General features: G+C 66.2%; 23 protein-coding genes. 11 read left to right on the top strand and 12 right to left on the bottom strand.

Going from position 1 to position 25493, the window contains the following annotated elements:
- Positions 1 to 159 precede the first annotated feature (159 nt).
- Positions 160 to 1206, bottom strand: a complete 1047-nt coding sequence (locus RIC31_RS10085; protein WP_350106057.1) for a hypothetical protein — start codon at positions 1204 to 1206, stop codon at positions 160 to 162.
- The gene (locus tag RIC31_RS10080) at positions 1143 to 1376 is read right to left on the bottom strand and encodes a DUF6471 domain-containing protein (protein WP_350106054.1); all 234 of its coding nucleotides are present in this window, start codon (positions 1374 to 1376) and stop codon (positions 1143 to 1145) included. The genes RIC31_RS10085 and RIC31_RS10080 overlap by 64 nt, the downstream gene beginning before the upstream one ends.
- A gap of 109 nt (positions 1377 to 1485) precedes the next feature.
- Here RIC31_RS10080 and RIC31_RS10075 point away from each other — a divergent pair, with 109 nt between their 5' ends.
- The 3 genes from RIC31_RS10075 to RIC31_RS10065 are packed head-to-tail and all read left to right on the top strand — an operon-like array spanning position 1486 to position 3336.
- The gene (locus tag RIC31_RS10075) at positions 1486 to 2442 is read left to right on the top strand and encodes an IS1595 family transposase (protein WP_350106052.1); all 957 of its coding nucleotides are present in this window, start codon (positions 1486 to 1488) and stop codon (positions 2440 to 2442) included.
- Positions 2443 to 2464: 22 nt separating this feature from the next.
- The gene (locus RIC31_RS10070; protein WP_350106482.1) at positions 2465 to 2833 is read left to right on the top strand and encodes a DUF4258 domain-containing protein; all 369 of its coding nucleotides are present in this window, start codon (positions 2465 to 2467) and stop codon (positions 2831 to 2833) included.
- Positions 2830 to 3336: a helix-turn-helix domain-containing protein gene (locus RIC31_RS10065; RefSeq protein ID WP_350106049.1), complete on the top strand. Its 507-nt coding sequence runs from the start codon at positions 2830 to 2832 to the stop codon at positions 3334 to 3336. The genes RIC31_RS10070 and RIC31_RS10065 overlap by 4 nt, the downstream gene beginning before the upstream one ends.
- Positions 3337 to 3344: 8 nt before the next feature.
- Here the strand turns inward: RIC31_RS10065 and RIC31_RS10060 are convergent, their stop codons facing one another.
- Positions 3345 to 3755, bottom strand: coding sequence for a hypothetical protein (locus tag RIC31_RS10060; protein ID WP_350106046.1), 411 nt, complete (start codon positions 3753 to 3755; stop codon positions 3345 to 3347).
- A gap of 105 nt (positions 3756 to 3860) precedes the next feature.
- The gene (locus RIC31_RS10055) at positions 3861 to 4793 is read right to left on the bottom strand and encodes an N-carbamoyl-D-amino-acid hydrolase (protein ID WP_350106044.1); all 933 of its coding nucleotides are present in this window, start codon (positions 4791 to 4793) and stop codon (positions 3861 to 3863) included.
- A gap of 106 nt (positions 4794 to 4899) precedes the next feature.
- On the opposite strand from RIC31_RS10055, the gene RIC31_RS10050 reads away from it, so the two are divergent.
- The gene (locus RIC31_RS10050) at positions 4900 to 5922 is read left to right on the top strand and encodes an FkbM family methyltransferase (RefSeq protein ID WP_350106041.1); all 1023 of its coding nucleotides are present in this window, start codon (positions 4900 to 4902) and stop codon (positions 5920 to 5922) included.
- Here the strand turns inward: RIC31_RS10050 and RIC31_RS10045 are convergent.
- The gene (locus RIC31_RS10045; RefSeq protein WP_350106038.1) at positions 5919 to 7436 is read right to left on the bottom strand and encodes a TIGR04372 family glycosyltransferase; all 1518 of its coding nucleotides are present in this window, start codon (positions 7434 to 7436) and stop codon (positions 5919 to 5921) included. The two genes, RIC31_RS10050 and RIC31_RS10045, sit on opposite strands and share 4 nt — an antisense overlap.
- Positions 7437 to 7732: 296 nt before the next feature.
- On the opposite strand from RIC31_RS10045, the gene RIC31_RS10040 reads away from it, so the two are divergent.
- Both RIC31_RS10040 and RIC31_RS10035 read left to right on the top strand, forming a co-directional pair.
- Positions 7733 to 8764, top strand: coding sequence for an FkbM family methyltransferase (locus RIC31_RS10040; protein ID WP_350106035.1), 1032 nt, complete (start codon positions 7733 to 7735; stop codon positions 8762 to 8764).
- A 113-nt stretch (positions 8765 to 8877) separates the two neighbouring features.
- Positions 8878 to 10053, top strand: a complete 1176-nt coding sequence (locus RIC31_RS10035) for a class I SAM-dependent methyltransferase (RefSeq protein WP_350106033.1) — start codon at positions 8878 to 8880, stop codon at positions 10051 to 10053.
- A gap of 59 nt (positions 10054 to 10112) precedes the next feature.
- Here the strand turns inward: RIC31_RS10035 and RIC31_RS10030 are convergent, their stop codons facing one another.
- Entirely contained in the window at positions 10113 to 11612 is a 1500-nt protein-coding gene (locus RIC31_RS10030) for a TIGR04372 family glycosyltransferase (protein WP_350106030.1), read from the bottom strand.
- Positions 11613 to 11652: 40 nt separating this feature from the next.
- A complete protein-coding gene (gene hydA / locus RIC31_RS10025) occupies positions 11653 to 13113 on the bottom strand; it encodes a dihydropyrimidinase (RefSeq protein ID WP_350106027.1) in 1461 nt (486 codons plus the stop codon).
- A 135-nt stretch (positions 13114 to 13248) separates the two neighbouring features.
- Here hydA and RIC31_RS10020 point away from each other — a divergent pair, with 135 nt between their 5' ends.
- Positions 13249 to 14292, top strand: a complete 1044-nt coding sequence (locus RIC31_RS10020; protein WP_350106024.1) for an FkbM family methyltransferase — start codon at positions 13249 to 13251, stop codon at positions 14290 to 14292.
- A gap of 6 nt (positions 14293 to 14298) precedes the next feature.
- Here RIC31_RS10020 and RIC31_RS10015 read toward each other — a convergent pair whose 3' ends face one another.
- The gene (locus tag RIC31_RS10015; protein ID WP_350106021.1) at positions 14299 to 15753 is read right to left on the bottom strand and encodes an amidohydrolase family protein; all 1455 of its coding nucleotides are present in this window, start codon (positions 15751 to 15753) and stop codon (positions 14299 to 14301) included.
- A 263-nt stretch (positions 15754 to 16016) separates the two neighbouring features.
- Here RIC31_RS10015 and RIC31_RS10010 point away from each other — a divergent pair, with 263 nt between their 5' ends.
- Positions 16017 to 17084 (top strand): TRAP transporter substrate-binding protein, encoded by a 1068-nt coding sequence (locus RIC31_RS10010; RefSeq protein WP_350106018.1) that lies wholly within the window; start codon positions 16017 to 16019, stop codon positions 17082 to 17084.
- A 300-nt stretch (positions 17085 to 17384) separates the two neighbouring features.
- Positions 17385 to 18437, top strand: coding sequence for a TRAP transporter substrate-binding protein (locus RIC31_RS10005; protein WP_350106015.1), 1053 nt, complete (start codon positions 17385 to 17387; stop codon positions 18435 to 18437).
- A 246-nt stretch (positions 18438 to 18683) separates the two neighbouring features.
- On the opposite strand, the gene RIC31_RS10000 is transcribed toward RIC31_RS10005, so the two are convergent.
- Together RIC31_RS10000 and RIC31_RS09995 are read right to left on the bottom strand one after the other, a co-directional pair.
- On the bottom strand, positions 18684 to 20309 hold the full coding sequence (locus RIC31_RS10000; RefSeq protein WP_350106012.1) for an amidohydrolase: 1626 nt from the start codon (positions 20307 to 20309) through the stop codon (positions 18684 to 18686).
- A 46-nt stretch (positions 20310 to 20355) separates the two neighbouring features.
- Positions 20356 to 21138: a class II aldolase/adducin family protein gene (locus RIC31_RS09995; protein WP_350106010.1), complete on the bottom strand. Its 783-nt coding sequence runs from the start codon at positions 21136 to 21138 to the stop codon at positions 20356 to 20358.
- A gap of 199 nt (positions 21139 to 21337) precedes the next feature.
- Between RIC31_RS09995 and RIC31_RS09990 the strand changes: the two genes are divergently transcribed.
- Complete coding sequence (locus RIC31_RS09990) at positions 21338 to 22495, top strand: SPOR domain-containing protein (RefSeq protein ID WP_350106007.1); 1158 nt, start codon at positions 21338 to 21340, stop codon at positions 22493 to 22495.
- A gap of 7 nt (positions 22496 to 22502) precedes the next feature.
- Here the strand turns inward: RIC31_RS09990 and RIC31_RS09985 are convergent, their stop codons facing one another.
- Together RIC31_RS09985 and RIC31_RS09980 are read right to left on the bottom strand one after the other, a co-directional pair.
- Positions 22503 to 23672 carry an MFS transporter gene (locus tag RIC31_RS09985; protein WP_350106004.1) on the bottom strand — a complete coding sequence of 390 codons (1170 nt, stop codon included), beginning with the start codon at positions 23670 to 23672 and terminating at the stop codon, positions 22503 to 22505.
- A gap of 7 nt (positions 23673 to 23679) precedes the next feature.
- Positions 23680 to 24399 carry a hypothetical protein gene (locus RIC31_RS09980; protein ID WP_350106000.1) on the bottom strand — a complete coding sequence of 240 codons (720 nt, stop codon included), beginning with the start codon at positions 24397 to 24399 and terminating at the stop codon, positions 23680 to 23682.
- 126 nt (positions 24400 to 24525) lie between these two features.
- Here RIC31_RS09980 and RIC31_RS09975 point away from each other — a divergent pair, with 126 nt between their 5' ends.
- Positions 24526 to 25491, top strand: a complete 966-nt coding sequence (locus RIC31_RS09975) for a DMT family transporter (RefSeq protein WP_350105997.1) — start codon at positions 24526 to 24528, stop codon at positions 25489 to 25491.
- The last annotated feature ends 2 nt before the right edge of the window (positions 25492 to 25493 follow it).

Raw genomic sequence — 25493 nt, 5'->3', positions numbered from 1 at the left:
CGTGAGGCGACGGAGCGGCGGGTGGGTTCCGGCTCTGCGCGACGGCGTCGCTTCGGCCGGAATGACGACAGAGGGGGACGGTGGCGCCCCCCTCTACGACGTCATTCCGGAGCGGTCCGCCAAAGGCGGGACGCATCCGGCATTAGGTAGCAAACGCACCTAGGCGCGCGTGAGCCATGAGCGCGCTGCGATGAACGGTCGGCGCCACCATCGCCGGGCGCGGATGTTGGGGTGATCTGAGTCGATAAAATTGTTGTTTTCGGTAAACTCAAAGGCCGGAAGATAGCCGGATTCTTCTCTGAAGCTTTCTACATTTCCAGTCGCATAGATGTATTGCCACGAAGCGCGTGTCATGCGCTCTGCGCCAAAGACGTCAAGGTATGCGGCTTCAGCAAAGACATATAGTTTTGGATCTTTGTTGCGACCATTTAAGCTTTTAATAAATTCAATATCTTTTAGCTTTAAACCGCTATCTTGTTCGCCGATTCCGTCAATTTTGACATATTCAATAAACGAGTGATTTGGAGCAATAATAGAGTTTCCCTTGAAACTTTTCTCAATTGGAAATGAATTGGTCCTCATAACAGCGTCGGTGACATAGACGGCTTGGATTCGCAGGCGAACTTGCCGTGCTGGGGTTTGTCCGGAGTTTCCCGTAGTAACAACGGCATAAAAGAAATTTCTTAGTCTCAGTGAGCCGGGCGTAAAATATACGTACGCGCAAAGTTCTTTTCGAGCAACGAGAGCGGTAACAAGTATCGCGACAACGGCTACTAGCGCAGCGAATGCGCTTAATCCAAGAGACCATGAAACATAGGTTACTTCTTCTTTCGAAAGTGCAATCTGCTTGACGGTCATTTTGGCTTGAAGTTCGGCGGCCTTTGCCATCCTCCATTGCTGGCATACATCGAGGACAAGACCATGATTCTCGGCTTCCTGACACGCGCTCTCGTATGTGCCGGTTTCGCTCTCGCGCTCGTCGGGTTCAGTTGCGGGTTCGTCGGCGAGCGGTGGGGCCGTCCCGCCGGAGCCCTTGGCCTCGGCCTTATGGCCATCGGATACGGCTTGCTTGAATTGGGGTTCGGGGACGTCGTTTGAACCAGCGGTCGGATAACAGCCGATTAGCAGTAGCGCCGCAGCGATCAGGCATCCTCTAACCGCAACTGCTTGCAGCCAATGGCGTCCAGTGATGCGAGTAGGAACCATGCCGGAAACGCCCCCCGGTTGATCTTGACTGTGATCGACCCTTCGGTTTCCGACAACCCTTTCTCATTAAGGCGCCTGGCTAGTTCGGCGTAGCCGACACCGGCCCGCTTCAACTCGGCTTTCAGGTACCGCTTGGTGCGGCCTGCCCACTCTTCGCTCGAACTGTTCATGGTGCCCTCGGAGGTTGGCGTCATGAACCTAACATATTCGTTATTTTCCATCTTGCAAGCGTGAGGATCAAACCTTACATATCCGTTAGACAAACGACGGATATGTACGATGGCTCAGCACTTCCTCCTCTCCGCCAAGGCTCGCACGCTCAGCGTGGTGTCGGTGGCGCGCATGTCGGAAGACGAGGCGCGGGACGTGTTTCGCTCGCTGCGCTGGGCCGATGGCGAGCCGGTGTGCCCGCGCTGCGGCTGCGTCGCGGTCTACGAGTACAAGACCCGCCGGATCTTCAAGTGCCAGGGCTGCGGTCATCAGTTTTCGATCACGTCCGGGACGATCTTCGCGAGCCGCAAGCTGGCGGTTCGGGACATCCTGCTGGCCATCGCGATCTGCGTGAACGCCGCCAAGGGCATCAGCGCGTTGGAGCTCGGCCGCGAGCTCGACGTGCAGTACAAGACGGCGTTCGTCATGGCCCACAAGCTGCGCGAGGCGATGGCTGCCGAGCACGCCGACATGATGCTGGCCGGCGATGTCGAGGTTGATGGGGCCTACTTCGGCGGCTACGTCCGTCCCGAGAACCGCAAGGAAGATCGCCGCGACCGTCGCCTGAAAGAGAACCAGACCGGCAAGCGCCGCGTCGTCGTCGTCATGCGCGAGCGCGGCGGCCGTACCCTGCCGTTCGTCGTTCGCAGCGAGGATCAGGCGGTGCCGACGATCCGCGAGCGGGTCGCGACCGGCTCGACCGTCTATGCCGACGAAGCCGCGTCGTGGGACGATCTGCACGCCGCTTACGAGACCCGTCGCATCAACCACAGCATCGCGTTCCAGGATGAAGACGCCTGCACCAATCAGGCGGAAAGCTACTTCTCTCGGCTGCGTCGCGCCGAGTGGGGCCAGCACCACCACATCAGCGGCCGGTATCTGGTCGCCTATGCCGGTGAGATGGCGTGGCGTGAGGATCACCGCCGGGTCACGAACGGCGAGCAGTTCCAGCGCGTGATCGCCGCCAGCATGGCCCATCCGGTGTCGCGGGTGTGGAAGGGCTACTGGCAGCGGGCGGTCGCCTGACGCCTTGACTGGCTGTATCAAAATGATACATATGTGGCTCATGGGAAACGTGACGCCGTTCCGACGCCCAATCAATTGGGCGAACCTGCGCACCGATGAAGCCGAAGCCGTCATCCGAGGAAGAGTGAAGCCGGAGACAACCGGGAACGTCATCTTTGTGCCTCACGCGTGGGAACGGGTATCTGAACGGGAGATAACTCGTGAGGATGTGTTCGAAATCCTCAGGACAGGTCGTTGTCACGACCAGCCGGCCCGGAACGAGAGAGGGCATTGGCAGGTTATTGTGGCAAAGCGACTTGCGGGCCAACGGTTGGCCGGCGCTGTGACAGTAGTTTACGAGAATGAGGACAAACTGGTAATCCGAACCGTAGAGTGGATAGATCCCCGATGACATATCACTATACGATGTGCGGACTGGACTATGTCCACTTGATCAATGGGTATAGTGCCCATGAGACCGAGTATGGCGAGGGCGTATCAATTGAGCGGGCTGACGAGCTAGATAGAATTATCGCCTATCTTGTTCTCACGTCACATGCTCGCCTTAGAGGCCAGGAAGTCCGCTTCCTGCGTTCCCTCTTGCACAAGTCGCAGGCGGAGATTGCAGCGCAGCTCGGCGTGAAGCGCCTTACCGTGGCTCGCTGGGAAGGCAGTCCCAATACACCGATTCCTGGACCGGCCGACCGGACGCTTCGCATCATTACGGTGCGCGACATCTTCGGGCGCAAGGCAGTGGAAGTTGTCCTGGATCTGTTGGCTGAAATCACAGATGTCCGCACACAGCCGCTCTATATGCGATATCGCCAACGTGATGACGACAACGAGCCGGCCCTGTTCCCGGACGCCGCTAACAAAGAGCCTGACGGCTGGAAACCACAGCAGATAGCGGCTTGAACATCCCATTAGGCCACCCGCCACGCATCCCCATCCCTGACCACCGTCCCGCGCTTCTCCTGACGATTGAGCGCGGTCATAACCTTCTTGTGGACAGCGGTTCGGATGTGCAGGTCGCCTCGGTCGGCGCCTTTCTTGGCAATGAGCGCGTCCCGTATCTGCGGGATGGTCTGCCGCCCGGCGGATCGCAGGTGTTCGAACAGGAGCCGGGTAAGCTCGCCCTGGTAAAACATCCCCACGGGCTGCTTGTGCCTGGGGAACGTCGTGCTGGTGCCGGTGTGGCCCAGCAAGCCGAGCGTGGCGTCTATATGCAGGATGTCCGCGTACACGGCGTCGAGTTGGTCGCAGACCTTCTCGGCATCGGCCAGTAGTTCGGCTTTCCGTTGCAGGAGCGCGTTGATGACGACAGGGTTTGTCATGCCCGCGATTGTACGAGCACGGGACTCCGAAGGCACCGCAGCCCAAGGTGCGTTTGCTACCTAATGCCGGACGCATCCGGAACCCACGAAGCGACGGGCACGCCCTTACTCCGCCGGCTCGACCACGCCGGTCTGCCCGGTGATGATACCGTAGTGCTCGATCCGGCGGTGCTTGGCGAAGTTGAACACCGTCTCCTTGCCCATCTTGGCGAGGTCCAGGTCGCAGGCCGCGGTGATCAGCTCGTCCTTCACGGTGGTCGCCAGCGCGATCATCTCGCCCGACGGCTGGACGATGCAGGATCCGCCGATCAGCATGCAGCCGTCCTCGATGCCGGCCTTGGCGGTCGCCACCACGAAGCAGGAGTTCTGGTAGGCGCTGGCCTGCATGACCAGGTGGTTGTGGAACATCCGCAGATGGTTCGGCTCCGGCGCCGAGGTGTTCACGTCCGGGGTGTTGTAGCCGAGCATGACGATCTCGACGCCCTTCAGCGACATCACCCGGTAGGTCTCGGGCCAGCGCCGGTCGTTGCAGATGCACATGCCCATGATGCCGCCCATCGCGCGCCATACGGGGAAGCCGAGGTCGCCCGGCTCGAAATAGCGCTTCTCCAGGTGCTGCCACGGCCGGTTGCCGTCGTACTCGGAGTGGCCCGGCAGGTGCACCTTGCGGTACTTGCCGACGATCTTGCCGGTGTCGTCGACCAGGATCGAGGTGTTGAACCGGTGGCCGTCCTCGGTGAGCTCGGCATAGCCGAGGTAGAACCCGATGCCGTATTCCTTGGCCTTCTCGAACAGCGGACGGGTCTCCGGCGTCGGCATGTCGCCGCGCTCGAAGTGGTGGTCCATCTTCGAGATGTCCTGCTCGTAGTAGCGCGGGAAGAAGGTGGTCAGCGCCAGTTCCGGGAAGACCACGAGTTTCACGCCGCGGTCCTTGGCCTGCTTCAGCAGGTCGATCATGCGGTTGACGGCGCTGACGCGGCTCTCGTCGGGGGCGATCGGGCCGAGCTGTGCGGCGCCGACGTTGATGATACGACTCATGGAGTCCGATCCCTCGTGTGCTGGTACGATCTGGTTGGGTACTCTAGGGCGGTGCCGGCCGGCGGTGAAGGGCCGGCCGACTGCCGCCGGGACGGAGCGCGACCGAATGAGTACCCCACCGAACCACAGCCAGATCCTGTCGGCCGTCGCGTCGCAGCCGGCCCACCCGATGGCGCTGGCGGCGCTGCTGCAGTTCGCCGCCTCGCGCACGGACATCGCCCGGTCGCTCACCGTGCTGCGCTGGCTGGAGGTGCTGGGGCTGCCCGCCGAGTCGATCGGGCGGCAGCGCAGCATGCTGTCGCGGATCGACAAGACCTTCCGGCACCGCGACACGGTCGTCGAGCGGACCGGGCCGTTCGAGACCCGCGATATTCCGGGGGTAGGGCCGCTGAAGTTCAGCACCGCGACCGGCGCGGCCCGGGCGTTCCTGGCCCTGCTGGACCGCGAAGGCGCAGGCTACGAGCCAGGCGTGCTGCGCTACCTGGTCGAGGCCGGCCGCAGAGGCTGCCTGGTCGCCGACGTCGGCGCCCATGTCGGCTACTACACCACCATCCTCGGTGCCGCCGGCGCCCGGGTGATCGCCTTCGAGATGCACCCGGATCTGCTGCTGGAGGTGAAGCGCAACCTGTGGGCCAACCGGCTGGACCGGTCGCATGTGATCAACGCCGCGGTCGGGAACTACGACGGTCTGATCTTCAACGTGCGCTTCGACCCGACCCCGGGCCTGCGGGTCGAGGACACCATCGCCACCCCGCCGCCGAACGCCATCGACAAGGCGTTGTACGACCCGGTGCTGAGCGTCCGCCTCGACACCGTCTTCGCCCGCGAGGGCGTGATCCCGGACCTGATCAAGATCGACATCGAGGGCTACGAGTTCGAGGCCCTGAAGGGCGCGCGGAACCTGATCGCCGGCGGCCGCACCCGGTTCCTGCTGGAGTTCCACCCGCACCTGGTCGGCGCCTTCGGCCACAGGCCGGAGGAGATCCTGGCGGTGTTTCCGGGCGACTGGAGCCGCGAAGTGCTGGAGGACGACGGCACGCGGCGGCCGATCGATCCCTCCGGGAGCGACTTCGCCTACGCTCCCGACGTCGAGAACATCAAGCTGCTGTTCTGCCCGCCGGGGCGTTAGCCGCCGTAGACCCGTTGAAAGAAACCCGGCGGAATGCGCGGCATGTTTGCCACCGGCGCGGTGGCGCTGACCCGCCAGACCGGTTCGAACGGTTCGTCGGGTAGCACCAGTGTCGACCCGTCGGCGGGGAGGTGCTCGGCCATCAGTTGGACCGCTTCCAGGATCTCGTCCGGCGAATTGTCCCGGAACGACAGCCCGAACAGCTCCGCCTCCGAGGCCTCCAGGATCTCGCGGTGGTCGCCGCAGTAGTCGACGAAGGGCACGACGCCTCCGTCCTGGTCGAGCAACACCTTCGGCAGGTTGATCACGCCCGGCGCGCAGATCATGTGAGCGGCCGTCGGCCAGTTGGTGAACACCACCGGCCTGCCATACAGCAGCGGAACGAAGGACATGCCGGAGGACGTGCCGATGTGGAAGGCGCAACGTGCGGCCAGGTAGATGTCCATCCAATGCGCCTTGGCGTCACTGAACGGATAGTCGGTGAACTTCGCCCAGTCCGGCGCCGGGACCATCGAGGCATCACCGAGCCGCACCACATGAAAGCCTGCCTTGCCCAGCCACTCGACGGCGGCACCATAAGTTGCGATCTCGGCGTCGCGGAGGCGCATCTGGCCGTGCATGCGCCGGTCGTTGTAACCGGCCTCACGTACGTGGAGCGTCACGATCGGCGCGCCGGCCGGCACCCCCAGTTCCGCCAGCACGGCGTCGCCGCGCGCCTTCAGTTCGGCGTCCAGGGTGAAGAACGGCCGGCCGGCCGCCCCCCAGACTCTCGCCGCCTCCGACACCGCGTTGATCATCACGATCCTGCGGCCGTCGGTGGTGGGGTAGCGCTTGCGGGTGCTGATCCACTCGGCATAGACCGCATCCGCCGGCATGTCGTCGATCATGTACGGCTCGAACAGCGAATGCAGATACGGGTTGCGGGTGTGGCCGCGCAGGATGGAAACCTCGCCGCCGTCGATCCTGCCGTCGCGGACCAGCTGGATAATGGTGGCCGCGTAGACCATGTGACCGATGTTGCTGGCGAAGGTTGACGACAGGATCCAGCGCGGCGACGCGCGCCGCCAGACATCCTCGACCTGTCCGCGGATTTCCCCGACCCGGGCCGCAGGTCCAAAGGCGCGCAAGAACGTCAGGTGCCCCTCCAGTCCCTCCAGCACGCGAGTGACAAAGGCCATTCCCTGAACGTCGTTGACTGGGGGCATCGTCGGTCGGCGCTCGACGAACGTCGTGTGTAGCCACTTGGCAATCGCGGGGAACAGCGCGCGCACCAGCGAGCCGTTCCCGACGGCGTGCGTCGGCGGCAGCCTGCCGCCGGTGGCGATCAACCAGACGGCCAGATACTCATAGAACGTCACGAAGTAAGCGACGGTAAACAGCGGCCGCAGGAACGGGGTCAGCTCGTCCGCGCTGGCCTCCTTCCGCCACAGCGCCAAGAGGACCCGCCGCGCCAGCAGCCGTTCGTTGCCGGCATGCCGGACCATGAAGCGTTTGAGGATGTTCAAGGCAGCCATGGTCGCACCGCGTTGGAAGAACTCGCCGGTTCCCACCTGATCATAGTGCGATTCGGCTGCCGGCCGAGGCGCCGAGACCGGAAGCCAAGCTCGCACCGTGTCGCGCCTCGCATGCCCGACGACGCGCGCGGCCCGGTCTTGCGAGCCCGAACCTGCCGTCGCCGTCGGGCGCCGGGGTCGGCAGTCTCTGCCCCCCGGTCCCGCAAGTTGCCTCTCACTTCGGCTCCGTTCCTCGCACCGGGCATTGGCTTGTGCTACCTGTTTGAGCATCGGTCAAAGCCTACTGATGGCACGCTATGGGCAATTTCACATCAAGAGCGGAAGCGCGACGCGTCGCGGTCGAGGATCCGGGCGACGTATCGGCGTTGGCAGGCGGGTCCTGGCCTCCGTACAACCGCGCCGAAATGATGAAGATCCCGGTGGCCCTGCGGCGGATTGCAGCCCTCGGCGTGAGCGCGGGAACCATGCCGGAGCAGATTCTGTCGCCGCGGTTCCTGCTGTGGCGCCTGCGGGAACTGGTGAAGCTCTTCAACGAACGAGCGGCGCGCCACAAGTCGGAGACTTCCTGGTCCCTGACCCTCCCGAACAACAAGACCGTGCGGTTTCCGCTCGACGACCCCTCCGCCGTCGTCTTCAAGCAGATGGCCGGCGAGTTCAGCCCCTACTACGAGAAGGGGCTGGCGGATTACCTGATCGCCCATCTCGAGCCGGGTGACGTGTTCGTCGATGTGGGCGCCAACGTCGGCTACGTGAGCGCCATCGCCGCCAGCACCGGCGCGGTGGTGTTCGCCGTTGAGATCCAGCGTGAGCTGATCTCACAGATCGAAGCCATGGCGACCATGAACGAGTTCGATCTGGTACGGCCCTTGCATATGGGAATGTCGTCAGGCAGCGGCCTGTCTTCGATGTGGCGAACCGGGATCAACTTCGGCGCTGGGCTGGAGGGCGAGACCGTTCGCGCGCTGCAGGATGAGCCGCGATCGATTGCCGACGACTTCGTGCCGATGATGGCGCTCGATGACGTGTTTGTGGGTGAGGCAATGCGACCGAAGATCGTCAAGATCGATGTGGAAGGACACGAGATCGACGTTCTCGCCGGTGCGCGGCGCCTGATCGAAGAGCGCAAGACAACCTTCATCGTCGAGTATCACGCCCATCTGATCCCGCTGTTCGATCGAAGCGCGGACGACCTCACCGCATCCTTCGGCACCGACGGGTGGATCTGGTCGCAGTTGATGGATGACGGGCTGGTTCGGATCAGCGGCATGGACGATGTGCAACCGGACGAGCGGGATCCCAACCCCAAGCTCGTCTTCGAACCCGTCTGAGGCGAAATGCCAGGATCCGCTACCGCGATTGCACGGACACGGCAGGCAGTCACACGAGTCCCGGTCATCAGGACACGGCGGTCGCCGTCATCAAGCCGTCGGAGGAGTGCGCGATGACGCCCGGGAGCCTCGACGGAGCCATGATCAATCGCCCGTTCCTCAACTTCTACATGAGCCAACGGATCTCGCCGGTTCGCCAGGATATCTCGAACCTGACGGCACACTACCGGCGTCGCGGCGCCCTATACCACAGCCTCGGCCTGCCGCCGATTACCCTGCGCGGCCGCCGGGTTCTGGAACTCGGGCCGGGCACGGGGGAGAACGCGCTGGCGACGCTGTCCTACGAGCCAGCTGAACTCACCCTTGTGGATGGCAATCCGAGCAGTCTGGGCGCTTGCCGACGCAACCTGTCGCCACACCTCGGCGGCGGCACGAAGATCCGGTTCATCCGGTCGCTGATCGAGGATTTCCAGATCGACGCCAGGTACGATGTCGTTCTTTGCGAAGGCGTGATTCCGTTTCAGGTCGACCCCGTGACCTTTGCACGGTCGTTGTCGCGCTATGTCGCACCCGGCGGCGTTCTCGTCGTCACCTGCATTGACGGCGTTCAGTTCATCGGGGAAGTCGCCCGGCGACTGATCGCGGACAGCCTGATCCCGTTCGACACGCCTGCACGCCGGCGCCACGACGCCCTCCAGCCGGTCTTTGCGCCACACCTGGACAGTCTGAGCGGGATGACCCGGTCGCATACCGACTGGATCTACGACAATCTCCTGATCCCCTACACGGGGAGACTGTTCGGAATCCAGGACGCCATCGAGGCGCTTGGCGAAGAGTTCGACGTCTTCGGCGCCTCACCGAACTTCGGTGTGGACTGGCGTTGGTACAAGACGTTGACGGGAGAGGATCCTGGTTTCAATTCCGTGTTCTTGGATCAGTACCGCAAGAACATCATGAACTTCCTCGACTATCGGGTCGTCATGCCACCGCAGGATGAAGACGTCGGCGCGCGTGTCCTCGCTCTCGCAGACGATCTGTTCGACACCACCGTCGACATGGAGACGCGGGGAACCAACGATCGCCTTCCTCACGTCCTGCAGATCCTGGATGAAATCACCCGTTTCGCGACTGAAGACAACGCGGTTACGCGCAAGAGCCTCGAGGAACTAAGCGCCTTCCTGAGCAATCCGTCATTGAGCTCCGCGATTGGCGGGTTGCCGACATTCACCGGATTCTTCGGTCGAGGCCAACAGTACCTGAGCTTCGTGCGGCGAACCGAGCACCCCTGACCCTGACCACGTCGGGCGCCGTCAGCGCCCGGACAACGCGGCCTAACCGACCGGGACGCCTAACCGGCTGGGGCGATCGTCGGGGCGATCTTCAGGATCGAGTTCGCGAAGATGGACCTGGCTTCCGCAACCTCGGACTCCGGAACGGCGAGCTTTCCGGTCTCCGGGTCGGTGTACGCGTCGACGAACCGTACCGCGTCGCGCAATTCCTCGGCAGTGTTGTCCACGAAGCGCGCCTTGAGCAAGTCGGCGTCGCACTGCTCGAAGATCCAGCCGTAGCGGTTGCAGTACTCGGCCAAGGGGACCCTCTCCCCGTCCGGCCCCAACAGCGTCTTGGGGAGCGTCACCACGTTCGGCGCACATACCACATGCGCCATGGCCGACCAGTTGGTGAACAGCACGGGTCGCGCGAACAGCAGCGGGATGAACGACATTCCGGACGACGTCCCGACGTGGAAGCGACAGCGCGCCGCGAGGTAGACGTCCATCCAGTCAGCCTTCTTCCCCGAGAACGGGTAGTCGATCACCCCCTGCCAGTCCGGCAATGGTGTCATCGTTTCATCGCCGAGACGGACCACGGCGTACCCCCTGCCCGTCAGATAGCGGACCGCCTCGTGATAGCTCGTGACGTCCGCATCGCGCGGCGCCATTCGCGAGGCATGATCGCGGAGGTATCCCGGCTCCCGGACGTGAAGCGTGACGATCGGAGTATCCGCCGCAACCCCAAGCTCCGCCAGGGCCGCGTCCCCCTGCTCGACGGTCGCGGAATCGAGCGCCGCGAACGGGCGATCATTCGCCCAGTAGGTCGCGGCCACGCTCACCAGTTCGCTCATCCTCATGCTTGTTCCGTCAGACAGCCGGTGACGTTTGAAGCCGCTGATCTCCTCGACGAACTGCGTCCCGGTCGGGATGTCTTCGATCAGGCTCTCCGCGAAGGTCCGGTACATGAACTGGTTCGTCGTCGGTCCGGTTCGAACCTTGATCGGCTGACCGGTCAGATGCCCGCGGCGGTTCATCTCGATGATGCTCGCCAGGTAGGCGAAGTGCCCGATGTTGTGAATGAAGCTCGACGAGAACACCCAGTCGGCCGACTTCATCTGGAAGGACCGGTCGATCGCGGCGTGAAGTCGAGAAACGGCCTCCGCCGCGCCGAACTCACACAGGCTGTATAGGTGGCGGACCACCCCCTCCAGGATACGCGAGACCAGCATCGCGCCCTGCAGCCCCTCGAACGGCGGAAGCGATGGCTTGTCGCGGACCAGACAATCGAACAGCCATCCGGACAGGGCCGGATACAGCCGATCGAGCAGATCCAGGCGCCCGAACCCGGACGGATCCGGAGCCTGGCCTTTGGTCACAATGGCGTAGACGCAGGAATACTGGAAAGCGTCGAGATAACTGGACAGCTTGAAGACAAACCGGAGGTATCGCTTCCGCGCGGGTCCGTTCAGGTCGCCGTCGCGCAGCGCCAGAAGAACGCGACGCGCCACGGCCTGCCGGTCGTCGAGGTGGCGGATGATGTAGCGGTCCAGTTCCTCGTTCCGGTCAGATGCCGACATTGCTAGAGTTTCCCTCCGTCGGCACGGTCCAGATCCGCGTTCACTCCTCGATCTGCCCGGTGATCGGGTTGAACGGCGTCGGGAACCTGCCGGTCGGCTTGATGTAGTCGTAGGGCCCGCGCGCCAGGAACCTGCCCCAGCCGGCCTGGCAGTCGACCTCGCCCTCGTTCCACACCACCCGGCCGCGCGATAGGGTGACCGCCGGCCAGCCGATCACGTCCATGCCCTCGTAGGGCGTGTAGTCGGTGTCGTGGTGCAGGATGTCCTGGGTGATCCGGACCTTCTTCTCGGCGTCCCAGACCACGATGTCGGCGTCGGCGCCGATCGCGATCGTGCCCTTCTGCGGGTAGATGCCGAACAGCCGGGCCGAGTTGGTCGAGGTCAGCGCCACGAACTGCTGCAGGTCGATGCGGCCCTTCACCACGCCCTCGTGGAAACAGATCGGCATGCGGGTCTCGAGGCCCGGCACGCCGTTGGCGATCTGGCTGAACGGCGCGTTGTCGCCGGCCCAGAACTTGCCGTCAGGGGCGTCGATGTTGTAGGGCGCGTGGTCCGAGGTGACGTTGCCGATGGTGCCGGTGCGGACATGCTTCCACAGCGCCCGCTGGTCCTCGACCGAGCGCGGTGCGGGCGAGCAGATCAGCCGGGCGCCGTCGCGCTGGTCGGCGTCCAGGTCGTCGGCGGTCAGCACGAAATACTGCGGGCAGGTCTCGGCGAACACCTTCAGGCCGCGGGCCTGGGCGCGGCGGATCTCCTCGGCCGCCTCCTCGCAGGTGACGTGGAAGATCTGGATCGGCTGGTCCATCAGCTCGGCCAGCATGATCACCCGGGTGGTGGCCTCGCGCTCGACCAGCGCCGGCTTGCACCACGCGTGGTACTTGGTCTGCCCGAGCCCGGCCGCCAGCAGCTTCTCGGTCATGTACATGATGGCGTCGTGGCTCTCGGCGTGCACGCAGACCAGCGCGCCGTGCCGCCGGGCGACCTCGAAGATCCTCAGGATCTCGCGGTCGTCGACCCGGTTCTTCGGGTAGGTCATGAACAGCTTGATCGAGCGCAGCCCGGATTCGATCAGCCCCGGCAGCTCGTCGGCGACCACCGCGTCGGTCGGGTCCGAGACGATGATGTGGAAGCTGTAGTCGATGCAGGCCCTCCTGGCCTTCTCGTGATAGGCCTTCACCTGGCTCAGCACGCCCTCGCCCTTCTCCTGGCTGGAGAAGGCGATCACCGTCGTGGTGCCGCCGCAGGCCGCCGAGCGGGTGCCGCTCTCCCAGGTCTCGGCGTTCCTGCCGCCGGTCGAGGACGGCTGCTCGATATGGCAGTGGCTGTCGATCCCGCCCGGCATCACGTAGCGGCCGGTGGCGTCGACGACCCTTGCGGCGGACCCTGCGAGGTTCTCCGCAAGGGCGGTGATCCGGCCGTCCTTGATGCCCACGTCGGCGCGCATGGTCTCGGACGCGGTTACCACCGTACCGCCCTTCACGATCACGTCGAACTCGCTCACTCCTGCCTCCAGCGCACGCTTCCGGGTTTCTGTGCCGTCAGTCTCGCACTTCCGGCACGTCAGGCGGAAGAGCCGTGGTGGCGCCGCCGACGGCCGGCTGTGGCGCGCCCCCGGTACGGATGGCATAGTCGCGCGATGCCGGACCCCCGCAAGCATGTCGCCTCGCTGATCGGGTTCGAATCGCGCGACGCCGCCCGGCGCCGGGCGGTCGAGCGGCCGGACGATCTGCAGGCCGTCCTGGCCGGCGGCTGGCCGCCCTGCTCGCGCGACGAGCTGGCGACCCTGTCGCGGACGCTGCGGCGCGGCCGGCTGGTCGAGGGCAACCCGGTGGCCGCCTACTTCATGAACCGCGCGGCGCGCGCCCTGAAGGCGCTGCAGCAGCGCATGGCGCGCTACGGCAAGACCACGAGCTGGACCAGCACCGGGCCGAACGGCATCGAAGTCCGGTTTCCGCTCAACGACCAGTCGTCGCTCGAGTTCAAGCAGATGGTCGACGGCCACGACGGGCGCTACGGAGCGGCCCTGATCGGCTTCGTGACCGGGCGGCTCGGCCCGGGCGACGTGTTCATCGATGTCGGCGCCAATGTCGGCTACATCAGCGGCTTCGCCTCGACCACCGGGGCCGCCGTGTTCGCGCTGGAGATCCAGCGCGACCTGCTGCCGCTGATCGAGCAGATGGCGACGATCAACGGCTTCGACCTGCTGCGGGTGCTGCATGTCGGCGGATCGGCCCGTTCGGGGCTCTCGATGATGCCGCGCTTCGAGGGCAACCCGGCGACCCAGCTCGACGGCCAGACCACCCGCTTCACCCGCAACGAGCCGCATTCGGTGGTCGACGACTTCGTGCCGATGCTGGCGCTCGACGACGCCTTCCTCGACCCCCAGCTGCTGCCGAAGCTGGTCAAGATCGCCGTCGAAGGCCACGAGATCGGCGTCCTGGAAGGCGCGCGCGGCATCATCGAGGCCGGGCGGACGACCTTCGTGGTCGAGTTCCACCCGGACCTGGTCGCGCTGTACCGGCGCACCGCCGAGGACCTGCTCGCGCTGTTCGATCCGGCCGGCTGGTCGATCTCGCAGCTGGGCGACGACGGGCTGCGCCCGATCGCCGGGGTCGGCGACATCAGGCCCGACCCGCGCGACCCGAACCCCAAGCTGGTGTTCGAACCGCGAACCGGGTGACGGCCGTCAGTCGCCGCCCGGGAACACCATCGGCGTCATCTCGTCGATGCTGCGGCCGGCCCAGTCGCGCTGCCGCACGCCCGAGATGGTGATCTGCTGGAACTCGTTCAGCCGGGCCGCGGTCGCCGCGATGTCGACGGTCTGCACCGTGCCGCGGTCGACCACCTTCTCGCCATGCACGTAGACGTCGGTCACGGCCCGGTCGCCGGCCGAGTAGATCAGGCTGCGGATCGGGTCGCGTAGCGGCTGCATGTAGGGGTGACCGGCATCCACCAGCACGATGTCGGCCTTGCAACCGACCTCCAGCTTGCCGATGTCGTCGCGGCCGATGGCGCGGGCACCGCCGACGGTCGCCGCGTAGAAGATCTGCGACGTCGAGGCGTTGGTGAAGTCGCCGGACATCAGCCGGCCGGCCACCATGGCGATCTCCATCTCGTGCAGGAAGTTGTGCGGGAAGGTGTCGGTGCCGAGGCCGAGCGGGATGCCTGCGCTCATGTAGCGGCCGACATGGTTCAGCGCGATGCCGCGCCGCCAGAACACGTTCGGGCAGTGCGCGACCGCGGCACCCGAGCGGACCAGCCGGCCGAAGTCGTCGGCCTGCGGCCAGTGCAGCCAGGGGTGGTCGTTCAGGAAGATGCCGTGGCTGACGATCGTGCCCTCGGCCAGCACCCCGATGTCGTCCAGCCACTCGACCGGGGTCATGCCGTGGCGGCCGGTCATCTCGTTGAACTCGACGACGCTCTGGGCGGCGTGGATCTGCATGGTGATGCCGCGCTCGCGCGCCACCCGGTAGCTTTCCCGGATGAGTTCAGGCGTGCAGGTGTCGATCTGCGACGGCCCCATCATGCCGGACATCCGCCCAGACGGATGGCGGTCGGCCTCGTCGATGATCTGGACGGCCCGCTCCAGTCCGCGTTCGCCGGCGGCCTCGTCCCAGTCGTAGACCACCGAGTGGCCATCCTTCGTCGTCCAGGTCGCCGACCGGTACATCGGGCACAGCACGCCCCGGATGCCGGTCTCGGCGACCTCCTCGACCCAGCCGTCGCGGGCGCCCGAGAGGTCGCAGTAAGTCGTCACGCCGCTGCGCAGCATCTCCCAGATCGCGAAGCGGGTGGCGTGGGCCGCCCCCTCCGGCAGCATGCGGAACACCGGCATGTACTCGTACAGCGACGACTGGCCGAGGCGGGGCGAGCCCAGTTCCTCGTTCAGCCCCTTGTTGCCGGGCTCCGAGCTGGGGTGCGAATGGATGTCGACGAAGCCCGGGATCACCAGGCGCCCCGAACCGTCGACCGTCTCGTCGACCGGGCCATCGAAGCCCGGGCCGACATGGACGATCTCATGGTCGCGGAACGCCACGTCGATACCCCGCCGGTACGCGTGACCGCCGGCTCCGTCCGGCCCGCCGGCCGGATCCCAGGCCACCACCCAGTCGGCGTTACGGATCACCGTGGTCCGGCTCATGACTCTACCTCGACAGAATTTGAAGCGGCGGCCCGAAGCGGCCGGGACCGGCAGTTTGCGTCGGGCGCCGGACGCCGTCAAACCTCGGTGGCGCCCCGGGTGAAAGCCGGTTTCAAGGCATGATTAATGCGAATGTCGCATCATATGGTTTCCAAGAATCAACTTTAGAATCTATTTCCAATCAATAGCATGACTATCGTCTGTATGACTACTTTATGCATGACAACTAACTTCCGCGGCGAATGCGGGAAGGTGAGGAATCCATGGCATACCATCGCTGGCGCTCCGGGCTCGGACGATTTGTGCTGGGCGGCGCGGCCGCGGCGATCGGCCTGACGACGATGGTCGTCGACGCCCAGGCCGAGCGGGTCCGCTGGAAGCTGCACGCCGCCTATGCGAGCAACATCCCGATCATCGGCGACACCCCGACCATGGTCGTCGACACCGTCGAGAAGATCAGTGGCGGGGAGTTCCGGATCAAGCATTTCGAGCCCGGCGCCCTGATCCCCGGCAACGCCTACTACGACCCGGTCTCCAGCGGCGCGATCGATGCCGCCTACGGCACCCCCGGCTTCAACGTGAACAAGAACTTCGCCTACGCGTTCTTCGCGTCGGTGCCGTTCGGGCCGCGCGCCGGCGAGTACCTGGCGTGGATGCGCTACGGCGGCGGCGAGACCATGGCGCGCGAGATGTACGGGCGCGACAACATCCGGTTCTACATCTGCGGGATCGCCCCGCCCGAGACCTCCGGCTGGTTCCGCAACGAGATCAAGAGCCTCGATGACCTCAAGGGCATGAAGATGCGGTTCTTCGGGCTCGGCGCCAAGGTCATGGAGAAGTTCGGCGTCTCCACCCAGCTGCTGGCCGGCGGCGACATCTACCCGGCCCTCGAGCTCGGCTCGATCGACGCCACCGAGTTCTCGATGCCGGTGACCGACAAGGGTTACGGCTTCTACCAGATCGCCAAGCACAACTACTTCCCGGGCTGGCACCAGCAGTCGACCATCAACGAGCTGCTGGTCAACCAGACCGCCTACGAGAAGCTCAGCGCCCCGCACCAGGAACTGCTGGCGGCCGCCTGCGACCGGGCCACCCTCTACATGTTCGTGAAGGGCGAGGCCTCGCAGTTCGAGGCCATCAAGTTCCACCAGGAAAAGGGCGTGACCATCCACCGCTGGACCGACGATCAGCTGGCGCAGTTCGAGAAGGCCTGGAAGGAGGTCATCGCCGAGGAGATCGCCGGCAACGAGGACGCCAAGCGGATCTGGGCCTCCTACTCCACCTTCCGCGACGACTACGCGGTCTGGAAGGAGAACGGCTACCTGAAATAGCGCCTACAGCCGGCACCGGGCGATCCGGCGCCGGCCCCTCCTCCCCCCACGAGGCGATATTAGACGCGATTCAGCATCAGTTCGTTCGTCGATCATCAATTCCGTTGTTGCGAGTCATCTTTAGCATGGCCACAATGGTTCTGATGATCGTATGTAAAGCAACTTTGTGCCGGCTAACGAGCCGCGCACCGGTTTCCTTGGCTGAAACCTCCCAGTCTCGCCAAGGCTTTGGCCGGAGATCGACCGCGATCTCCGGCCATTTTTCATGAAAAACGGGGAAAGAACGGAGGAGGATGTTCGATGAAGGGTAAGATGTGGCTCACACTGGCCGCCGGCGTGATGGCGGCGGTGACGTTCGCGGGGACGGCGACCGACGCCGACGCCAAGCGGGTTCGCTGGAAGATGCACTCGGCATTCGGCGGCAAGCTGATCGTGCTCGGCGAGGGCGCCAACAACGCCGCCGACAGCATCACCAAGATGTCCGGCGGCGAACTGACGCTGAAGTTCTTCGAGCCGGGTGCCCTGGTTCCCGGCACCGCGTATTACGATCCGGTCTCCAGCGGCGCGCTCGACGCGGCGTTCGGCACGCCGGGCTACAGCGTCAACAAGAACAACGCCTACGCCTTCTTCTCGGCGGTGCCGTTCGGCCCGAATGCCGGTGAGTACCTGGCGTGGATGCGGTACGGCGGCGGCGAGGAAATGGCCACCGAGATGTATGGCCGCGACAACATCCGCTACAACCTCTGCGGCATCATCGCACCGGAGTCCTCGGGCTGGTACCGCAAGGAGATCAAGAGCACCGACGATCTCCGGGGCCTGAAGATGCGGTTCTTCGGTCTCGGCGCCAAGGTCATGGAGAAGTTCGGCGTCTCCACCCAGCTGCTGGCCGGCGGCGACATCTACCCGGCCCTCGAGCTCGGCTCGATCGACGCCACCGAGTTCTCGATGCCGGCGATCGACAAGGAGCTCGGCTTCTTCCAGGTCGCCAAGCACAACTACTTCCCGGGCTGGCACCAGCAGTCGACCCTGAACGAGCTGCTGATCCACAAGCCGGCCTATGACGCGCTGGACGACACCCAGAAGTCCGTGATCAAGGGAGCGTGCGACGCCAACGTGGTGTTCATGTTCGTGCGCGGCGAAGGCGCCCAGTTCGCGGCGATGAGGTTCCACCAGGAGAAGGGCGTGACCATCCACCGCTGGTCGGATGACATGCTCGCCAAGTTCGAGGCTGCCTGGAACGAGGTGATCGCCGACGAGATCAAGGACAACGAGGACTCCAAGAAGATCTGGGCCTCGCTGACCGCGTTCCGCAAGGACTACGCGATCTGGAAGGACAACGGCTACCTGAAGTGAGCCGTCGACCCTCGTGAATACTGCGGCGGCCGGCCCCTAGGGGCCGGCCGTTCGCGTTCAAGGGTGGTGGCGGGCCGTCGCTCCGTGGATCCCGGGGCCGTCCGCTGGCGCGGACTCTCCCGGATGACGTTGGAGGGGGCGGCGGAGGGGGCGGCGCGCACCCCCATTTTCGTCATTCCGGAGGGCGCGCGTGAGCGCGGCTCCGGAACCTACCCGCCGCCGCAGCGTCGAAAGCGGCGGCGCGTCCTACATCTGCCCGAGCCGGTCGTACTCGACCCTGCCGCCGACGATCGTCAGGTCGGCCTGCGCCTGCAGCCAGGCCGTCGGCTCGGTGGCGAACAGGTCGGTGTCGAGCACCGCCACGTCGGCCAGCATGCCGGGCGCCAGGGTGCCCTTGATGCCCTCCTCGAACGAGCCGTAGGCCGAGTTCACCGTGTAGGCGGCGATCGCCTCCTCCAGGTTCAGCCTCTCGTCCGCCCCCAGCACCGTGCCCTTGTTGGTCCTGCGGGTGACCATCGTGTAAAGGCCGCGGAACGGATTGGTCGACGACACCGGCCCGTCGGAGCTGGCGGAGGGTCGCAGGCCGGCGTCGAGCCAGCGCCGCATCGGATAGCTCGCCTCGGGCCGGCCGTGGCCGAGCGCGTCGACATAAAGGTCGCCGAACTCGTACAGGAAGATCGGCTGCGGCGCCGGCAGCACCCCGACCCGGGCCATCCGGTCGATCTGGCCCTGGGACAGGAATCCGCAATGCTCGATGCGGTGGCGCCGCTGGGTGTCGACCGAATTGCCCATGGCTTTCTCGTAGCCGCTCAGCACCTGCTCGATCGCCGCGTCGCCGATGGCGTGGGTGGCGACCTGGAAGCCGCGGGCATGGTAGTCCGCGATCATCCCGTGGATCTCCTCGTCGCCGCAGATGAAGATGCCGCGGTTCTCGGAATCGTCGGCATAGGGCTGCGACATCGCCGCGGTCTTGCCGCCGGCCGAGCCGTCGGCGAACAGCTTCATGCAGCCGACCCGCATCCACTCGTCGCCGTCGCCGGTCATCAGGTCCATGTCGACGACGCGGTCGGGCCAGCCGGTCGCACCGGCCAGCATCATCAGGTACATCCGCACCGGCAGCCGACCCTGGCGGCGTGCCGCCACATAAGCCTGCCAGTCCTTGTAGCCCTCGCGCAGGCCGACCCCCGGGTCGGTGCAACTGGTGATGCCGTAGGACAGGTTGAGCCGGGCGCCGGCCTCGATGCCGGTCACGAAGTCCTCGAAGGTGGCCGCCGGGAACGCCCTGTAGACCAGCTGCTGGGCGGTCTCCTGCAGCAGGCCGGTCAGCTTGCCGTTCTGGGCCTCGACATGGCCGCCGGCCGGCTGCGCGACGCCCTCGCGGATGCCCGCGAGCTCGAGGGCCTTCGAGTTGGCGACCCCCATGTGGCCGCAGGTGCGCTTGATGTAGACCGGGTTGTCCGGCGCCACCTGGTCGAGTTCCTCGCGCAGCGGGTGCCGCTTCACGTCCAGCTCGAAATGGTCGTAGCCGCGGCCGAACACCCAGTTGCCGGGGCCGACCTCGTCGACCTTCGCCCTGATCGCCGCCAGCACGTGGTCGACGGTGCGGATGTCGTCGCGCTTCAGGTTCACCTCGAAGGTGCCCATGCCGACGCTCATCATGTGCTGGTGCGCGTCGTTGAGCCCCGGCAGGGCGAGCCGCCCGGCCAGGTCGACCCGGGCCGTTCCCGGGCCGGCGAGGGCGGCGATCTCGGCCGTCGAACCGGTGGCCAGCACCCGGCCGGCGAAGGTCGCGACGGCCTCCGCGAAGCCGAGGCCCGGGCCGAGATACACCTTGCCGCCCGTCAGAACCGTGTCCGCCTGGACGCGTGCCATGCGCAGGATCTCCCAGAGATGGTCAGCCAGAAATTGTCGGATTCGGTCAGGCGTCGTAGCCGGGGTTGTTCCGGTCCAGCAGGCGCAGCATCGCCGGCCAGGCCCGCTCGCCGAACGGCTTGTTGGCGTGATAGTTCCAGAACTGGTCGGCGGTGTGCGCGCAGACGTTGCCCGACGGATGGGTCAGCTTCACCCCGCCGGCCAGCGCCGACAGCTGCGCCTCGCAGGCCCGCTCCAGGTTCTGCATGATCTCGAAGGCCTCCGGAATCGTGCGCCCGCAGGTCAGCAGGCCGTGGTTGCGCAGGATCATGGCGTAGCGGTTCCCGAGGTCGGCCTGCAGGCGGGAGCGCTCGTCCAGGTCGAGGGCGATCCCTTCGTACTCGTGGTAGGCCATGTGGTCGCCGTAGAACATCATCGAGTTCTGGGTCAGCGGCAGCAGCCCGTCGGCCTGCGCCGACACCGCCATGCCCGACACCGTGTGGGTGTGGATCACGCAGTCCACGTCGTGGCGCGCCATGTGCACGGCGGAATGAATGGTGAAGCCGGCCTCGTTCACCTCGAACGGCGTGTCCATCAGGATCTTGCCCTCGAAGTCGACCTTCACCAGCGACGAGGCCGTCACCTCCTCGAACATGAAGCCGTAGGGGTTCAGCAGGAACGCCCCCTCCTCGCCGGGCACCCGGGCCGAGATGTGGGTGTAGATCGAGTCGATCCAGCCGAAATGCGCCACCAGCCTGTAGCAGGCGGCGAGATCGACGCGGGTTTGCCATTCCTCGTCGCTGACCCGATCGCGAACGGACGGAATCTTGGGCGCGAGCGCCAGGGCCATGACAACCTCCTCGTCAGGGATGGATCGACGCCAGAACGACGCCGGGGCAAACTGTGAACCCCACGACCGACAACGGTCAATCGGTACGGCGATGCCGGCGGTCGGCGCCCACAATGTTGCGGTCACCTTGACAGTTATTCGCAAAATATTGATGCTTATGGCTGATTCGCCCTCACGCAGCCTGGAGTGCCGTTCCGCAATGACGCAGCGTCGGTCGCTTACTGCCGTCGTGATCGGCATGCTTGCGCTGGCCGGCTGCTCGTCCGGCTCGTCTTCCGGCGGCGGGACGCCCCCGGCGGCCCAGGGGCTGGCGCCGGCACCGGCGCCGATCTACTCGCCCGGCGATACCTTCGTGTATGACGACGGCGGCACCGTGACCACCGAGCGGGTGGTCTCGACCTCGCCGGACCGCGTGGTCTGGACCAACGACAGCGGACTGATCTGGACCAAGGATGCGGCCGTGGTGACGCCGCCCCTGATGTGGTCCGACGACCCCGAGCTCGGGCGCGGCCGGCAGACCATCATCGGCTCGCCGCACCAGCTGTTCCCCCTGCAGGAAGGCAACGTCATCGCCTACAGCGTGCGCGGCTCTTCGGAGAACGCGCCGGCCGGCTGGCAGGACGAGCACCGCTGCGTGGTCGCCGGGCAGCAGTCGGTCGAGGTCAAGGCCGGGCGCTACGACACCTTCCGCATCGACTGCCAGCGCAAGGACTATCGCGACTCCTACTACTACTCCCCGACGGTCCAGAACTACGTGCTGCGCGAACGCGAGTTCGCCAACCGCAAGAACCGCAAGGAGCTGGTGTCGGCCGACCTGGTGACCAACCGGGCCGGAAGCCAGCCGGCGGCCGCTCCGACGCCGCCGGTCGAGGCCGCGCCGATGACCGCCCCGCACGCGCCGATGCCGGCGATCGGCGAGGACGGCATGATGAAGCCCGAGCCGGGTATGATGCAGCCGGGCGAGGCCATCGTGACCGGGACCCTGGTGTCCCGGCTGGAAAACGTCGTCACCCGCCTGGAGAAGCTGGCCGGGATGGAGCAGGGCGGCGACGGCAAGCCGATGGCCAAGGCCAACGCCGTCCCGGCGGCGACCGGCGCCGGCGGCAACTGGGCGGTGCACCTGGCGTCCTACCGGTCGCAGAAGGCCGCGGCCGACGGCTGGAAGACGCTGCAGCGGCAGTTCCCGCAGCTCAAGGACAAGACCATGCGGACCAGCGAGTTCGACAGCGGTCGCGGCCGCGGCACCTACACCCGCCTGCTGGCCGCCGGGTTCGCCAGCGAGGCCGCCGCCAAGGACTTCTGCCGGCCGCTGGTCGGCAAGGGCCAGTTCTGCCAGGCCAAGGGCCCGCTGCCGTGAGCGCCGGCTAACGGCGCAGCGCGCCGCGGACCACAGCGACCGCCACGAAGCCCAGCGCCACCGCCGTCATCCAGACCATGAGCCCGTGCGGCACCCAGGCCTCCATCGCCCAGCCGGCGGCCGGCGGCCCTGCCAGGTTCGCGAGTTCGAAGGCGATGACGAAGGCGGCATTGGCAGCCGCCAGCTCGCCCCCCCGGTAGCGCTCGCCGAGCAGGGTCATCGCCACCGTATAGATCCCGAACGCGGCACCGCCCCAAAGCACCAGCACCGGATACGCCACCACCGAGCCGGCGGTCAGCGCCCAGGCGGCCGCCGCCGGCCCGACGCAGCATCCCAGACCGAGCGCCACCAGCAGCGCCCGCCGGTTGACCCGGTCGGCCAGCCAGCCCAACGGCACCTGCAGGATGACGTTCCCGGCGAACACCGCGGTCAGCAGCGTGATCGCGGTCTCGTGCGACAGCCCGATCCGCAGCCCGTACAGCGGCATGAAGGTGAAGAACGCCGAGTCGACGAGGCCGACGGCGATCGCCGCCATCGCGACGGTCGGGGCCTCGCGCAGCAGCCGCGCCACGCTGCCGCGCTGGCCGAGCGCCAGGACCGGCGCCCAGCGCCGGATCGGCAGCATCGGCAGCGCCGTCGCCGCGATCGTCCCGGCGAGCGCCGCGAACGGCAGCACCCCTTCGGTGCCTGTGAAGGTCAGCAGCACCGGCCCGATCGCGAAGCCGATGGCGATCGAGGTGACGTAGACCGACATCACCAGGCCGCGCCGCCGCTCGGTCACGATCGCCTGCATCCAGGTCTCGCTGACCACCCACTGGGTCGCCACGCCGAAACCGGTGAGGAACCGCAGCACCAGCCAGAGTCCCAGGTCCTCGGTGAAGGCGAGGCCGACGACCGACGCGGCGGTCAGCAGCAGGCCCAGGACCATTCCCTCGGCGGCCCCGAACCGGCGGATCATCGACGGCACCAGCGGCGCCCCCGCGATCACGCCGAGCGAGCCGATCGCCGAGTTCACGCCGATCAGTACCGGGTCGATTCCGCGATGCTCGAGGGTCAGGGCGATCAGCGGCACCATCCCGCCGATCGCGATCCCGATCGACAGCGAGCTGGCGAAATGCGCCGCCAGGGTCCATCCGACCCGGGCCGACGCCCGGGCCGCCGCCGGAGCGCAGGTCATCGCCGCGTCACGGGTAGGCGCATCTCTCGGCGGCGATCTGGATGAAGCCGGTGGCACCGGCCCGCATCTGGAAGCGGTGCTCGGTGCCGCCCTGAACGATCGAGCCGTTCAGCGGCAGCACCCCGGCGACCTCGCGGACCTCGCCGTCGATCCGCTTTATCTCGACGGTGACCGGCAGCTGCGGGTCGAACCAGGCCTGCGGCAGCCCATCGGCGGTCTTGGCCGATTCGCCGCTGCCGCTGACCACGATGGCGTCGTCGGCGAACGACACCACGGTGTTCTTGCCGTCGTAGAGCGGCGTCCGGACCAGGAACCGCTTGCTCTCCACCGGCTCGCAGTCGCGCGGGTCGTCGGCCGACTTGATCAGGAAGGCGAGGCGGTCCGGCGACACGCCGGCCTGCAGCCGCTCGGTCGCCAGTTCCAGCATCCGCCTGCGCTCGCCGGCCGGAACGTCGGCGGCGTAGCGGCGCTCCCACTCCTCGACGGTCAGCTTGGCCCGCTCGGCCGCCACCCGCAGGTTGGCGGTCTCCTGCTCGAGCTGGCCGTGGCGGTTCTCCAGGTCGAAAATCTCCTGCTGGTAGCCGCGGACCTGGCTCTCCAGGTCCTCGATCCCGAACTGATACGAGACGATCGCCGTCGCCCCGATCAGGGCGACGAACAGGATGAGGCGCAGCATCCCGCCCCAGAAGCGCCGTCGATAGCGCCGGTCGCTGTCGTACAGGCTCATCGGTCCCCGTTCCCGGATCCGGTTTGTCGAGTCGTTCCTGGCCCCACCAGACCGCCGTTCTAGCCCGCGTGCCGCCGTGGGTGAAGATGCATTCCCTTTGCGGCACCGGTATGTCAGCGTCCGGCCATGCCGGCCATCGATCCGCCCGACTCCCCATCGACCGGCACCGACCAGGGCGGACCGCCGGGGACCGGGGCGTCGCCGCCGACGCGCGCCGCGGAAATCTCGATCGACGCGTCGCTCGGAATCGGCCTGCTGGTGCTGGCCGAGCTGGTGTTCGCGACCATGGACACGGTCGCCAAGTACCTGTCCCAGGAAATGCCGGTGGGCATGGTGGTGTGGGGCCGCTACGCCTTCAACTTCGCCTTCCTGCTGCCGTTCCTGCTGCGCCGGCGGCCGTCCGAGGTGCTGCGGGTGCACCGCCTGGGCCTGGTGCTGTTCCGCGGCGTGCAGCTGCTGACCGCCACCACCTGCTTCTTCACCGCGATCCGCTACATCCCGCTGGCCGACGCGGTGGCGATCGGCTTCGTCGCCCCGCTGTTCGTGGTGGCGCTGTCTGTCCCGCTGCTGGGCGAGCGGGTCGGGCCGCGGCGCTGGGCCGCCGTGCTGGTCGGGCTCGCCGGTACCCTGGTGATCGTCCGGCCGGGCTTCAGCGAGGTGCACTGGGCCTATGGCCTGGTGATCCTGCTGGCCTTCATCTTCGCGACCTTCGTGATCAACACCCGGATCCTGACCCGGACCGAGCGCCCGATGGCGATGCTGTTCTACACCACCCTGGTCGGAGCGAGCGGCGCCACCCTGATCCTGCCCTTCGTCTGGCAGACGCCGACCCTCGCCCAATGGGGGCTGATGGCGGTCATGGGGGCGCTGGGCGGCGGCTCGCACCTGATGCTGATCCACGCCTACCGGGTGGCCACCGCCTCGCTGCTGGCGCCGTTCCAGTATGCCCAGATCGTCTTCGCAGGGTTCTTCGGCTGGCTGGTCTTCGGTGACCTGCCGGACGGCTGGACGCTCGCCGGCACCGCCATCCTGGTCGGCAGCGGCCTGTACGTCCTGCACCGCGAGGCGCAGGTCGCGCGGCCCGGCGGCTGAGG

The sequence above is a fragment of the Thalassobaculum sp. genome (genome assembly GCF_040219615.1).
GTDB lineage: Bacteria > Pseudomonadota > Alphaproteobacteria > Thalassobaculales > Thalassobaculaceae > Thalassobaculum_A.
Note: the sequence above shows the minus strand (reverse complement) of the source record. Positions and strands in the feature narration are given on the sequence as shown.